The sequence below is a fragment of the Rhodococcus sp. NBC_00297 genome, assembly GCF_036173065.1.
Taxonomy (GTDB): domain Bacteria; phylum Actinomycetota; class Actinomycetes; order Mycobacteriales; family Mycobacteriaceae; genus Rhodococcoides.
Genome location: NZ_CP108041.1, coordinates 1,739,832 through 1,753,307 on the forward strand (window position 1 = coordinate 1,739,832; position 13,476 = coordinate 1,753,307).

A 13,476-nucleotide genomic window follows, 5' to 3' on the forward strand; every position below is an offset into this window, starting at 1 on the left:
CGTGCAGACGAAACATAACGCCCAGAACCATTCTTTGCACGTCGAACAATGTTTGTTCACATCGGTTGCGTTCTTACAATGGAAAAGGCGAGGCTACTTTACCCATAAGGGTGCTGAAACTGGGCAGAAAGCGGCGTCGTGACTGTTTCGAGGCTGCGGGCGCATGCTGACGGACCACGACGATCCGTCCATTTTCGTGCAATAGTTGTCGGCATGGCGGCACCGGTCTCGACGGACGATTCGCGCAAGCAGTGGGTCTCGCGCGTGCAGACGGGCGCTCGGGAGCAGGCCGGTGAGCGGCTCTACAACGTGGTGATCACCCGGATCCCGTCACGCACGCTTCGAGTGGGCTGGTTGCGGCTGTTCGGGGCCACCATCGGCGAGGGCACGACCATCAGGATGGGCACCCGAGTGTTGGGGCTGCGCTCCCTTGTCATCGGTGCGCACTGCGCCATCGGTGCAGGCTGCCTGCTCGACGCGCGGGGGCAGGTCACCATCCACGACGACGTGGAGATCGACGCGCACGTGCAGATGATCAGCGGCCAGCACGTCGTCGACTCTGACGATTTCGGTACCACCTACTGCCCCATCGTCATCGGACACCACGCCTGGATCGCCAGCCGGTCGATGGTGGTGGTCGGCGTGCGCATCGGAGCCGGTGCAGTGGTGGGAGCCGCGTCGCTCGTGCGCGACGACGTGGCGCCGAGGACCGTCGTCGCGGGTGTCCCTGCTCGTCCCATCGGGACACGCGACGCGGCGCTCGACTATCACCCGGTACGGAGCCCGCGCCTCACCTGAGGTGCGTCGTGCTGCCTGCGCCGACGGTGGCTGGTGGCCACGCACCCCAGGACACTCGCGCCGGACAGTCCCAGCTTCCCCACCGAGTGCGTCAGATCCGCCGAGGTGGTCGACCCCAGAAGCGCCACCAGCAGGACGCCGTCCGCGACTCCCGCGAGGACGGCCGCGTCGGCCGAGCACAGCACCGGCGGTGCGTCGATGATGACGAACTCGAAATACTCGTGAAGTTGCTTGACCATCTCGTTCATCGTCACGCGGCCGAACAGGGCGCTCGACGACTCGGTGGCGACGCCGGTACCGATGATGCTGAGGTTGTCACGGTCGGTGGGGACCACGGCGTCGTCGAGTGTGGCCTTGCCGCGCAGCAATTCGCTCAGCCCCGGCACGCCCCCGATACCGAACAGGGTCGGGAGCCTCCCGCCGCGGAAGTCGGCGTCGATCAGGGCCACCGATCTGCCGGTGTCCGCCAGTGCAGCCGCCAGTCCTGCCGCCACCGTCGTCGATCCGGTCCCCACCGTCGGCGCCGCCACCACCATGGTCCGCGGCGGCGTGCCCGTTCTGAGCGCGAGGATCACTGTGCGGATCTCGCGGAACGCTTCCTCCGCCGTCGGAAACGACGAGCCGAGAAGCAAGGAGTCGGCGTTCGCGTCCTCCTGGCGGGGAACGACACCGAGCACGGGCCCGGCGGCGCCGGCCGCGATGTCGTCGTCGGTGTGCACGGTCGAGTCGAGGGCCGAGCGACCCACCGCCGTCGCGAGACCGAGGATCAACCCTCCGAACAGCCCGAACACCAGGTTGCGACCCCAGCGGGGACTCGAGGGAGCGACCGGGAGATCAGCGAAATCGGCCACGGTGGCGGTGGCTGCCGGCAGTTGCCCCGCCTGTGCCGTCTCCAACTCCTGCACGAGCTGACTCGTCTGGGACGCCACCGCATTGGCCAGGTCGCGAGCAGCGGCCGCGTCGGAATCGCTGGCCGTGACGTCCAGCAGAACTGATCCCGTGACCGCCGCGGCGGTGACTCTCGACATCACGCTCTCCGGAGGAACGTTCAGACCCAGTTCGTCGATCGCGCGCTCGGCCACCTGCTTGCCCACCGCGAGCCCCGCGTACGACGCGACGCGACCGGTGGAGAACAGGCTGCCCTGATACGCGTCGCTGATGGAGCCCGCACCGGTGGTCGAGATGAAGAGTCGCGCCGTCGCCACGTAGGTCGGTTGCGACAGGGCCGACACCGCACCGGCAGCACCGACCGCGAGCACGGTGCACAGCACGATGGTGACCCAGTGTCTCCGCCAGGCCGAGAAATACTCCCGTATGTCCATGACCCGTTCTCCCCGCGGAAGATACCCAGCGATTGTGGCCGGGAATGATTGCTCATAGTATGCGGATGATCAGTGAAAAGCGCAGGGCAACATGGGTGTCACAGAATGGTCATCAGCTCGCGCAGGCGCACTGACAGAATGAAACGGCGATACCCGGAAATGGCCCCGTTTACGGGGACGTACATGAGCACGACGCGACGGAGTTCGGCGTTTCGGACACTCGAGCTCGACTGACGGAAGCGATGGTGTGTCTTGACCAAGCGAGCTCTCATCACAGGAATCACAGGGCAGGACGGCATGTACCTCGCCGAACTGCTGCACGAGAAGGGGTACGACGTGTTCGGCCTGGTGGCCGGCCAGAACAATCCCAAGGCGGATCTGCTCCGCGTCACACACCCGTACGTCGAGATCATCAGCGGCAACCTGCTCGATCTGGTGAGCCTCATTCGCGCCGTCGCCCATGCGAAGCCCGACGAGGTCTACAACCTCGGCGCCATCTCCTTCGTCGCGTACTCGTGGGAGAACGCCCGCCTCACCAGTGACGTCACCGGCGGCGGTGTGCTGAACATCCTCGAGGCGGTGCGCTTCTTCCAGGACAGCTCCGGCCGCGACGTGCGGTTCTACCAGGCATCGAGTTCCGAGATGTTCGGCAAGGTGCAGGAAGTACCGCAGACCGAGAAGACGCTTCTCTGGCCACGCTCGCCCTACGGCGTCGCCAAGGTGTACGGCCACTACATGACGATCAACTACCGCGAGTCCTACGGCATGCATGCCAGCTCCGGCGTCTTGTTCAATCATGAATCACCGCGCCGTGGACCGGAATTCGTCACCAGAAAGGTGTCGCAGGCCGTCGCTCGCATCACATTGGGCCTGCAGGACGAGATCGCACTGGGAAACCTGGACGCCAAGCGCGACTGGGGCTTCGCCGGCGACTACGTCGAGGCGATGTGGTTGATGCTGCAGCACGACCACGCCGACGATTACGTCATCTCCACCGGTGAGACGCACTCGATCCGCGAACTGCTCGACATCGCGTTCGACGAGATCGGCATCTCCGACTGGAGCGAGCGGGTGCACATCGATCCGGCCTTCATGCGACCGGCCGAGGTGGACGAACTCATCGGCGATTCCACGAAGGCACGGGAGACGCTCGGCTGGCGCCCCAAGGTCGGCTTCGACGAGTTGGTCCGCATGATGGTGCGGCACGACGTCGACGATCAGTCCAAGCGCGCGGCCGGTGCCCAGTGAACTCCGCGCCCTACTCGAGCACGCGCAAGGAACAACTGGGTGAGCGCGTCTTCAACTTCCTGATCACCCACATCCCGTCGCACACACTCCGTCAGGGGTGGCTCCGCTTCTTCGGCGCCACCATCGGCACGGGCTCGTCGATCATGCTGGGCTCCACGACGTTCGGGCTCCGACGGCTGGTGATCGGCAACAACGTGTCCATCGGGTCGTCCGTGCTGCTGGACGCCCGCGGGGGTCTCCTCATCGACGACGACGTGGTGATCGCGTCCGACGTCCACATCATCACCGGCGACCACGACGTCGACAGTGACGATTTCGGTGTCCGCCTCGGGCCGGTGCACGTGGGACACCACGCGTGGATCGCGAGCCGCGCCACCGTGCTGCGGGACGTGGAGATCGGCGCCGGCGCCGTGATCGGTGCCGCGTCGCTGGTCCGCCGCGACGTGGGCGAGATGGAGATCGCCGCCGGCGTTCCCGCCACGGCGCTGGGCAAGCGCACGTCCGCGTTGGACTACCACCCCACCTTCCGCCCGCTCCTCTACTGATGGGACCCGACGTGGTGGATCTCGCCCGTACGCGGCTGGTCTACGTCGCACCGGCTGCCGGCCGCAGCGGAGTCGGCGACTACGCCGACGATTTCCTCGCCGAGGTCGCCCCGCACTTCCTCGACGTCGTCGACTACCGCATCGAGACCGAGGGCGCGGAGACGGCGCGCGAGGTACTCGCCCATGCGCGACGGATCCGCGCGCTGGTGAAGGCCTCGTCGGCGCAGGGCCCCACCCTCGTCCACTTCGAGCAGAGCGGCGGATCACTGTCGGTGTTCTGGGCGTCGCTGCTGCGCGGGGTGACCGTCACGGCCACGGTGCACGATCCGCCGTACCCGGTGTGGTGGCCCTTCAAGACCAAGTTGGTGGGACGCCACCGCCTCCTGCACCACGCCGTCCACTACCCGTTCCGGATCGTCACCACCGCGCTGCAACGACGAGTGCTGCGGGGGCGCACCGTCTTCGCCCTCACGACGATGGGCGCCGACAGCATCCGTCGTACCTTCCCCCGGTCACACCCGGTCGCGGCACGCATCTTCGTGCCGGCCCGCCCCGACCTCACTCCGCCCGCCCAGCGTCCACTCGCCGTCGGCTTGTTCGGCCATGTCTACCGCGGCAAAGGCTTCGATCTCATCGGCCGTCTGCGCGAAGAACTGGACGCCGACATCGACATCCGCGCCGCCGGACGAGGAACGGCGGCACTGCCGGCGATGGCCGGTGTGACCCTCGTGGGCGAGGTCAACGGTCCCGACGAGGACCGCTTCTTCGAGTCGATCCGACTGCTTCTGGTGCCGTACTCCAAGCACAATCCGTACGGCAAGGCCTATCCCGCCTCCAGCGCCGTCACCCGATCGTTCGCGTACGGAACGCCCATCGTCTGCATCACCGAGGGAGCGCTCGCCGAGACGGTGGAGCGCGGAGGCGCCGTGGGAGTCGACAGCGTCGACGATCTCGCGGCCGCGGTCCTCGGCGTGGTGCGCGACGGCGCCCGGCTCGACGACCTCACCCGCCAGGTCGACGCGGTACGGCGAGCCGACGCCATGACCCACTGTGCGGCCGTCTTCCTCGACGCGTGGTCCGCCGGGGCGAGCGTCGACGCCGCCGAGTACTCGGTGCGATGAGAGCGCTCGACAGCCATCTCCTCCGCACGGGGGTGGCGTCGTTCTGGAACTACAGCGGCCGGCTCGTCGGGCTCGGCTGGACGTTCGCCCTCATCCACACCCTCGGCATCGGCTCCTACGGGCAGTACGCCGTCGCGGTGGCGACGGCTGCCATCGTGAACGCCGGCATCGACAACGCGTTCTACGTCCGCTCCCTTCGACTCGACGAGGCCAGGTACGAGCGGGAGCGTTGCGCCCGCGTGCTGTTCGGCTCGGTGGTGGCGGTGGTCGGTGTCGCCGCGTTCACCGCGTCGTTCGTCGTGGGTTTCGCCGTGATCGTCGCGGCGGGCGAGCTTCTGTTCAACACCTGGAAGAGCCACCTGCTCCGGGAGGGACGTCCCGACGTCGCCATGCGCTACGACGCGGTCCGGCAGATCACGAGCATCGTCCTCGGTGCCACGTATCTGTATGCGGTGGAGGCACCGTCGCTGTCGACGGCCGCGGCCCTGTACCTGCTCCCCTACCTCGTGGTGGCGGCCGCCTGCCTCCGGTACGTCCCCGGACGGACCCCCGCCGCACCCGGCGGGCCGAAGGAGTTCGCGCTGCTCTCCTTCGAGGCTCTCGCCGCCGCCCTCTACGCGCAGGGCGACGTCGTCGTGATCGGGTGGGTCGCGGGCGACGAGGTCGCGGGCTACTACTCCGTGGCACTCGTGGCGGCACTGGCCATCTCGACCATCGGCCAGAACTATGCCAACACCTACCTCGAGAAGATCCGGGCGGTCGGCGGTCACGTGTCGGGAGCGCCGGCGCTTCGCGACGTCGTCAAGGTCGGCCTGCTCACCGGTGGGTCGATGGCCGTCATCGGCGTCGGCATCCTGCTCTGGGGCGGCGCCGACTACACCGGCCACATCACGCTGATCCTCTCGCTGTTCGTGGTCGCGCGGGCGATCAACCACTCGTTCATCGTGGTGCTGTTCGTGCAGAAGCGCGACGCCCTGCGGGTGAAGGCCACCGTCGCCGTGGCGGTGGCGAAGCTGGCGGCACTGGCGTTGCTCGTGGGCCCGCTCGGCGGGTACGGCGCGGCCGTGGCCTGTGTCGTGTGCGAGGCCGCCCTGCTGTTCGTGTACCACCGCGCCGTGCACGGCGCGGCGTCGTCCTCCAACCGAGAACCACTTCACGACAGGGCTACTCGATGAAAGCGGCGTTTCTCCTGGCCAAGGATCCCCGGTTCGAGTCGACCGGTGACCTGACGATGGCGAACCTCGTGATGACGCTCGCCCGGTCGTCGTACGACGTCGCCGTCGTGTGCCTCTCCGGCCGCCCGGAGGTGGTGGAGGCCGACGTCGTCCGCATTCCCAAGACGGCTCCGCGCCCGGCCGAACTGGTGAGCCGGAGCCTGCGCACCCGTCGCAGTCTGGTGCACACGCGCTTCACGTCGGACAGCCTCGTGAAGGCTGTGGACGGCACCGACGCCGACATCTTCGTCGCCGACCACAGTTACATGGCCGAGGCCTTCCTGCACTCCTCGCGGGCACACACCCGTCGACACGGAGACCCCATCCTCGCGGTGAGCACCGTCGTGTCGGAGACGTTGGTGTGGAGGGCCACTCGGGGAGTGCTCGGCCGGGTCGACTCGCGCCGCATCGTGCGCGACGAGCTCCGCGTCGCGCGTCAGGCCTACTCCGTCGGGACGTACGACGCGGAGGAAGCGCAGTTCTACTCCGATCACGGGGTGCGGCGAGCGCACTGGCTGGATCTGACACTGCCCCCGAAGACGCAGGTGGACATCGGCGAGTCCGGCCCTCGACTGGTGTTCCTCGGCGACCGCCAGTGGTCGCCCAACCAGGAGGCGTTCGAACGGCTGCTGACGTGGTGGCCGGACATCGCCCGCGGCATCGACGGTGCGGAACTGCGCATCGTCGGCTCACGCGGACCCGGCCGGCCCGTACCGCTGCCGCCCGGCGTGGAGGATCTGGGCTTCGTCGACGACCTGGACGCGTTCCTCTCGACCAGCCGCGCCATGGTCGCGCCCATCGTCACCGGCGGCGGAGTCCGGGTGAAGATCCTCGACGCGGCCAGCCGGGGCATGCCCGTCGTCGGCACCACCGCAGCCGTCGGATCGCTCGGACCCGTCCTGGGAATCGACGGCATCGACGACACGCACGAGTTCGTGCAGCGTTGCCGGCGCTATCTGCTCGACCGTTCGGCCGCGGTGGCCGACGGCGACGCCCTCTACCGAGCCAACGCTGACCGATGGAACGAGGGCGCACCGCACCGCGCGGTGCAGGAGTGGTTGGCGCCGTGACCCCCCGCGGAGCGTCTCTCCTGGTGGGCATCCTCGGCGCCGGTGTGGCCGTCGCGGTGGGACTGCTCTCCGGCTCGAACACCAGCGCGGCCCGGCTGCTCGCGGTGGGCCTGATCGGCATGGTGGTCGGCGTGACGGTCACCCTTGCCTCACCCAAGTTCATCTATGCTGCACTGGGATTCACGCTCGGTGGCATCCCGTTCGCGGTGATCCCCGGTGCAGGGCCCGCGGTGCTGCTCCTCGCGGTCGCGGTGTGGGCGGCGATGCTCACCCACCCGCCCCCTGTACTGCGGGTGCGCAGCCTCGACGTGATGGTGGCACTGCTTCTGCTCGTCTCGCTCGCCTCGGTCACCCAGAGCGCCACCAGCGGAGTCCATGTCACCGAGTTCCTCAAATGGGCGGTGGCGACGTCACTGATCTTCCCGCTGCTCCGACTCGATGCGGTCGACCTGCGCCGCTTCGGCCTGTCCTATGTGTGCGGCGCGGCGATGGGCGGCGGCGCCTCCCTCCTGATCCTGTTCTTCGACCACACCGGGACGGCGATCTCCGTCCTGTCCCCCATCGGGTACGGGAACACCGGGACCATCGGCACCACGCTGCGCTGGTTCGAGGTGGGCGGCACGTCCATCCGTCGGTTGGCCGGCACCTACATCGACCCGAACGTGGCGGGCATCTTTCTGTTCCTCGGCTTCGCCCTCGCGTTGGCGTTGACCCGCGGGTGGATCCGCATCGTGTCGAGTGCCGTCATCGGCCTGGCGCTGATGGCGACCCTGTCGCGCTCGGCCATCCTGTCGGTGCTCGTCGCGCTGGCGGTGTACCTCGCGTTCCAGCGACTGCGGACACGGACCCGCGTGATCGTCGTGGCGGCCACGCTGCTGGGCGCGGCTGTCGCACTCGCCATCCCCGCCGTCAACGCGCGGTTCCTGTCCAGCTTCGGCTCGTCCGACCGCGGAACCGACGACAGGGCCCGCGCACTCGCGAACTTCCTTCCGTCGATGGACGGGCACTGGCTCTTCGGGCGCGGGTGGGGTGCCCTCGAGCTCATCGACGAGGTGGCCGGCTACAACGCGAACTACGTCGCCAACACCCCGTTGCTGACGCTCTATCGCGGGGGCATCATCGTCGGCGTCGTGTTCCTCGCGCTGCTGCTGGCCGCGCTGGTCATCGCGTACCGACGGATGCGCTCGTCGACGCACTGGCAGGCCGGTGTGATCGGTGCTGCCTTCATCGGATTCCTGCTCGTCGCACTGCAACTGGACTTCCCGGTGGTCACCAATCCGATCGTCACGATGGTGTTCTCGGTCTTCCTCGCTCTGCTCACCGTCAACCCGACACCCCTCTCGGACGACAGCGCCGTCGAACCCGATCATGCTCGACTGCAGGAGGTTCCACGGTGACCGATACCCCCGCTCCCGTCACCGCACCGCCGACCCAGCGGAAGGCCTGGATCGCCGGGCTGGAAGGCCCCCGCGGTGTCGCCGCGATCTGCGTCGTCCTCGCCCACGTGGCCGTGGTGCACACCCCGAACATCGTCGCGTCGACGCGGATCGACTTCCTGGGCCAGGCCCTCACGTTCTTCTTCGCGCTGTCCGGTTTCCTGCTCTATCTCCCGTACGTCACCCGCTTCGCCGACGGGGCAGCGTTCCCGAACACGAAGCGCTACTTCGTCGCCCGCGTCCGACGGGTGTTTCCCGCCTACATCGTCATCTTCCTGATCGTGAACTTCGTCCTGGGCGCCGGCTACGTGGTGAATCCCGTGACGAGCGGCTGGGATCATTCCGCCGACGGCACCGGCACCATCACCGCGCCGCTCCCCCTCCTGGCGCACCTGACGCTGACCCAGTCGTATTTTCCCAGCACTCTGCAGACCGGAATCAATCCCTCCTGGTCGCTGAGCACCGAGTGGGGCTTCTACCTCGTTCTGCCGATAGCGGGCTTCCTGCTCTTCCGGTTCGGCCGCGGCGGCCGGCGACCCCTCGTGACCGCGCTGATCCCCGCGGTGGCGCTCATCGCGCTCGGGCTGATCGCCAACACCATCGTCGGCAGGCTGCAGCACGCGAGCGGCCTCCCACCGCTCGAGCAGTACTGGGGACCGAACTGGGTCGCGGTGTTCTCGCGCAGCTTCCTCGCTCTCGCCGACCACTTCGCCTGGGGCATGGTGGCGGCCGTCGTCTACGCCGCGATCGCCCGGGGAGCTTTCTCCCGCTTGTCGACGTCGCGGTTGTCGGCGGTTCTCCTCAGCATCGCCGTCCTGGCGCTGTCCGGCTCGATGCTGTTGTTCGCGCTCGGATCTCGCTACATCTCCTCGGTGTTCGCGATCGCCTCGTGCGCCTCCATTCTCGCGATCGTCGCGCCTCTCGGCCGCGGCGAGGACTCCCGCCTCGCGAGGATGACCGACTGGGCGCCGCTCAAGTATCTCGGCATGGTCTCCCTGTCCTCCTATCTGTGGCACTACCCCGTTCTGATCCTGGTCGGCCGTGCGGGGATTCCGATCCCGCCCACCGCACTCGGTCTCGTGTGGGGATTCGTGCTGGTCATGTCCTTGACGGTGGCGCTCGGGTCGCTGACGTACTACCTGGTGGAACGACCGATGATGCGATGGCGAGCCGGTCGTACCACGTGAACCGACGGGGGTTCCTCGTGCTCGCGGCCGCGGCAGTGGCGGCGGGGTGCACGCGGGACCGGAGTGCGCCGCCCGTGCCCGAGGAACTCCAGGCGCCTCCCCGGGTACTCGGCTACTCCACCGGGTCGTCCATCCTGTGGGCCGAGGACGCGGACGTCTCCCGGACGATGGCCGCGGTCCGCGACGGCGGGGCGACATCGGTTCGTATCGACATCTCGTGGCGCTTCGCCGAACCTGCTCGGGGTCAGTACGACTGGCGACCCTCCGATCGGGTGGTCGACGCTGCCAGGGCGGCCGGCCTGGACGTGGTGGTCACGCTGACCACGACACCGGCGTGGGCGGCCATCGGGTTCTCCGACCTCGCCGCAGCGGCTCCCCGGAACCCGCAGGAGTACGGCGTGTTCGCGGGCGTCGTCGCCGATCGGTATCGCGGGCGGGTGTCGACCTACGAGATCTGGAACGAGCCGAACGGCCGACTGTTCTTCTGGCCGAACCCCGACCCCGCCCGGTACACCGCCATGCTGCGGTCCGCCTTCACCGCCGTCACCGCGTCCGATCCCGACGCCGTCGTCGTGGCGGGGGCACTGGGCAACACGGACACCACCGACGGCCGAATGGACTCGAACGACTTCCTCCTGGGTATGTACGACGCCGGTGCGGCCGGGTCGTTCCACGCGCTCTCGTACCACGCGTACGACTACGGCACCACCCTGGCCGACGCCGGCCTGTACCCCAATTCGGCTGTGCAGCAGATCATCAGGATGCGGCAGACGATGGTGGCGCACGGGGATGCGGCGGCACGCATCTGGATCACCGAGTACGGCGCGCCCGACACCGGCGTGGACGCGGACACGCAGGCGCGGCTCATCGTGGAGTCGGCGCAGCAGTGGGGCGAGGTGCCGTACGGCGGGCCGTTCTACGTCTACACCGTCCGTGACGGCGACAGCCTGTCCCCCGATCCGGAGGCACGCTTCGGCGTGCTCGACGATGCCTTCGTACCCAAACCCGTCTACGGACAGTTGGCCGCACTGGCCGCGGCGGGGCTGCCCCAGCGCGACATCGCGAACCGGTTCGACGCCGCCGCACCCACCGACTTGGGCGAGCCGTGGGGCCCGGTCTTCGCACTCCCCGCGGGCTCGGGCCGCCAGTACGCCCACGGCAGTCTGTACTCGACCGCGAGCGGCTGGCTCACCTCACCGCCGGCGGTCGCCGACATCGCCCGCACCACGGGGCTCGTTCCGGCGGGCCCCTTCCACGACGGATACCAGGACCTGCTGGCCGACGGCGGGTTCCGGGTGTTCTCCGATCCGCGGTTCGGCACATGGGCCGTCGTCGGCGCGATCCTCGATCAGTGGCGGCCGGAGCTCGGGTTCCCGGTCACCGGGGAGTACGAGGCGCCCGACGGTCAGCGCGTCGTGGACTTCGAGTCCGGCCGCATCCTGTGGAACCCGACGGACGGGGCAGTGGTGGTGCGCGACCGGTGACGCGGCTGGGCGCGCTGCGCCGGGTTTCCGCTGACGTCGCCGTTGCTGGACATTGCGACACCGTTTCACGGGCCGCTACTCGAGCGTGACGGGCGTCCGGGAATTGCGGTTCAGAGGCGTCTCCTCGCGCAGAATGCGAGCCCCGTCCTCGATGTCCGCATTGTGAATGGCACGGCCCATGACGACGCCGATGACCAGGGCTGCGACAACCCAGACGGCGCCGATGCCGTAGACGATCCACCACATCGCACGAGTGTGACACCGAAATTCGGAAATGTGACCAGAAATGGCAATAAAACCATTGAGAACGTTTCTCAGCGGGGTTCGAAGCGCCACCACGGGCGTCTTCGGTACGCACTCCGCACCACAGAGCCTGTCATTCGATCGGAGGACGGGGTCGACGACGCTTCTGTGCACTCGGCCTGTTCAGGCGTGTTTCGAGTTCTTCGACGCCGAGGACGAGTCGGATGAGATGACGGGATGACTTGCAGCGGAAACAGCGGATGGCCATACTTTCCGCATGGCCAGACGACGTTCGCGCATTGTTGCGCCCGATAAACCGACTCTCGGACAAGTCAGCTCCGTCGGTGTCAGTTTCGTCGCTTTTCTCGTTTTGCTGTTTCTCTGCATCAGCCACGGCCTTCTCTGAGTTTCAGCCCACTTGCGCGCATGTAGGTAGTTCGAACACATGTTCGAATTTTGTCGGTGGGTCGCGGTACTGTGAGGCATGTTTTCGGGGGGAAACGCAGGGGATGGTCGTCGTGACGACGGCTCCATCGGTGACCCCGTTCTCGCTCAGCTCGTCGCTGCGCAGGAGGAGCTGACGCGCCGTATCGCGGCCTACGACACTCAGCACATCGGGACGGCCGACCGTCTCGCCCTTCTGGTGCGGGACGAGAAGGTGACGCGGTCGCGGCAGGCGCAGGCGCACGTGTGGCTGGCCGAGCTCGTCCAGCAGCGCGGCTTCGAGGAGACCGGAGCGCACAACGCCGATGCGCTGGCTCAACTCCTCACCATCGATCGCGCAGCCGCTGTGGCGCGACTGTCCGTGGCCGCCCAGCTCGGCAACAGGACCACCCTGCTCGGCGACGTCATGGAACCCGAGCTGCCCGCCACCGCTGCGGCGCTGCGCGAGGGTGCCATCGACCCGGCCCACGTGAAGGTGATCCGGAAGTTCGACAAGAATTTCCCCGCCGCTGTGGATGCAGACACCCGCGCCCACGCAGAGCGTCACCTGGCCGACGCGGCGCGCGAGGTGCGTCCCGCAGAACTCACCGCGCTCGCCGAACGCATCACCGCGCACATCGTCGAGGAAGGCGAGTTCGAGCTCCCGCCGGAGCGCGTCCGCAAGCGCGGCATCTTCATGGGCAAGCAGGACAGCGACGGGATGCGCAGCGGCAGGTTCGTTCTCGATCCCGAGACCGCGGCGTACCTCGATGCCTACAACAGCAAGTACGCGGCGCTCGGAGTGGGCAATCCCGAGGACACACGCGCGCCCGTCATCGAAGAACCGGACGACGAGACCCGCCAGCGCGACACCCGTACCACACCGCAACGACGGCACGACGCCCTCAAATTGCTGCTGCGCGACAGACTGTCCTCCGACGATCTCGGCAAGCATCGCGGTGTCCCGGTCAAGGTCATCATCGTCGCTCGTCTCGAGGATCTGGTCCGGGGCACCGGGCTGGCCACCACTGCAACGGGTTCCACCATGCCGATCCGCGACGTCATCCGCATGGGGTCGCACGCCGATCACTACCTCGCAGTCTTCGGCGACGACGACGGCAGACCACTCCACTTCGGCCGCACCCGCCGCATCGCCAGTGAGGACCAGCGCCTCGTCCTCATGGCCACAGACCGCGGATGCACAGCACCGGGGTGTGATCGCCCTGCCGTCGCACCACATCCACGAGTGGCAGGACGGCGGGCCCACCGACATCGAGTCGCTCACCTTCGTGTGCGACATGCACCATCCGATGGTCCATGACGGAGCGCTCGGATGGTCCACCACCACAGCGCCACCAGGCCATCCCTACGCCGGGCGCACTCTG

Annotated in this window: 12 protein-coding genes; 10 read left to right on the forward strand and 2 right to left on the reverse strand. The window is 67.9% G+C overall.

The features are described from left to right. The first annotated feature begins 213 nt into the window (after positions 1–213). Positions 214–798, forward strand: a complete 585-nt coding sequence (locus OG947_RS08250) for an acyltransferase (RefSeq protein ID WP_328813651.1) — start codon at positions 214–216, stop codon at positions 796–798. On the opposite strand, the gene OG947_RS08255 is transcribed toward OG947_RS08250, so the two are convergent. Next, positions 768–2,120 carry a P-loop NTPase gene (locus tag OG947_RS08255; RefSeq protein ID WP_328813653.1) on the reverse strand — a complete coding sequence of 451 codons (1,353 nt, stop codon included), beginning with the start codon at positions 2,118–2,120 and terminating at the stop codon, positions 768–770. The genes OG947_RS08250 and OG947_RS08255 overlap by 31 nt on opposite strands. A gap of 252 nt (positions 2,121–2,372) precedes the next feature. Between OG947_RS08255 and OG947_RS08260 the strand changes: the two genes are divergently transcribed. From OG947_RS08260 to OG947_RS08295, 8 genes are read left to right on the forward strand one after another with little or no spacing between them, the layout of a single operon-like run. Continuing rightward, on the forward strand, positions 2,373–3,368 hold the full coding sequence (locus OG947_RS08260) for a GDP-mannose 4,6-dehydratase (RefSeq protein ID WP_027506355.1): 996 nt from the start codon (positions 2,373–2,375) through the stop codon (positions 3,366–3,368). Then, a complete protein-coding gene (locus OG947_RS08265; RefSeq protein ID WP_051613483.1) occupies positions 3,365–3,913 on the forward strand; it encodes an acyltransferase in 549 nt (182 codons plus the stop codon). The genes OG947_RS08260 and OG947_RS08265 overlap by 4 nt, the downstream gene beginning before the upstream one ends. Beyond that, positions 3,913–5,034, forward strand: coding sequence for a glycosyltransferase family 1 protein (locus tag OG947_RS08270; RefSeq protein ID WP_328813654.1), 1,122 nt, complete (start codon positions 3,913–3,915; stop codon positions 5,032–5,034). Before OG947_RS08265 ends, OG947_RS08270 begins: the two co-directional genes overlap by 1 nt. Next, on the forward strand, positions 5,031–6,209 hold the full coding sequence (locus tag OG947_RS08275) for a lipopolysaccharide biosynthesis protein (protein ID WP_328813655.1): 1,179 nt from the start codon (positions 5,031–5,033) through the stop codon (positions 6,207–6,209). Before OG947_RS08270 ends, OG947_RS08275 begins: the two co-directional genes overlap by 4 nt. After that, entirely contained in the window at positions 6,206–7,318 is a 1,113-nt protein-coding gene (locus OG947_RS08280; RefSeq protein ID WP_328813656.1) for a glycosyltransferase, read from the forward strand. Before OG947_RS08275 ends, OG947_RS08280 begins: the two co-directional genes overlap by 4 nt. Further along, positions 7,315–8,715, forward strand: a complete 1,401-nt coding sequence (locus tag OG947_RS08285) for an O-antigen ligase family protein (RefSeq protein WP_328813657.1) — start codon at positions 7,315–7,317, stop codon at positions 8,713–8,715. The genes OG947_RS08280 and OG947_RS08285 overlap by 4 nt, the downstream gene beginning before the upstream one ends. Next, positions 8,712–9,941, forward strand: coding sequence for an acyltransferase family protein (locus OG947_RS08290; protein ID WP_056443883.1), 1,230 nt, complete (start codon positions 8,712–8,714; stop codon positions 9,939–9,941). The genes OG947_RS08285 and OG947_RS08290 overlap by 4 nt, the downstream gene beginning before the upstream one ends. Then, positions 9,917–11,425, forward strand: a complete 1,509-nt coding sequence (locus tag OG947_RS08295; RefSeq protein ID WP_328813658.1) for a cellulase family glycosylhydrolase — start codon at positions 9,917–9,919, stop codon at positions 11,423–11,425. The genes OG947_RS08290 and OG947_RS08295 overlap by 25 nt, the downstream gene beginning before the upstream one ends. A gap of 75 nt (positions 11,426–11,500) precedes the next feature. Here the strand turns inward: OG947_RS08295 and OG947_RS08300 are convergent, their stop codons facing one another. Further along, positions 11,501–11,671 carry a hypothetical protein gene (locus OG947_RS08300; RefSeq protein WP_328810740.1) on the reverse strand — a complete coding sequence of 57 codons (171 nt, stop codon included), beginning with the start codon at positions 11,669–11,671 and terminating at the stop codon, positions 11,501–11,503. A 481-nt stretch (positions 11,672–12,152) separates the two neighbouring features. On the opposite strand from OG947_RS08300, the gene OG947_RS08305 reads away from it, so the two are divergent. After that, on the forward strand, positions 12,153–13,412 hold the full coding sequence (locus OG947_RS08305) for a DUF222 domain-containing protein (protein WP_328813660.1): 1,260 nt from the start codon (positions 12,153–12,155) through the stop codon (positions 13,410–13,412). The last annotated feature ends 64 nt before the right edge of the window (positions 13,413–13,476 follow it).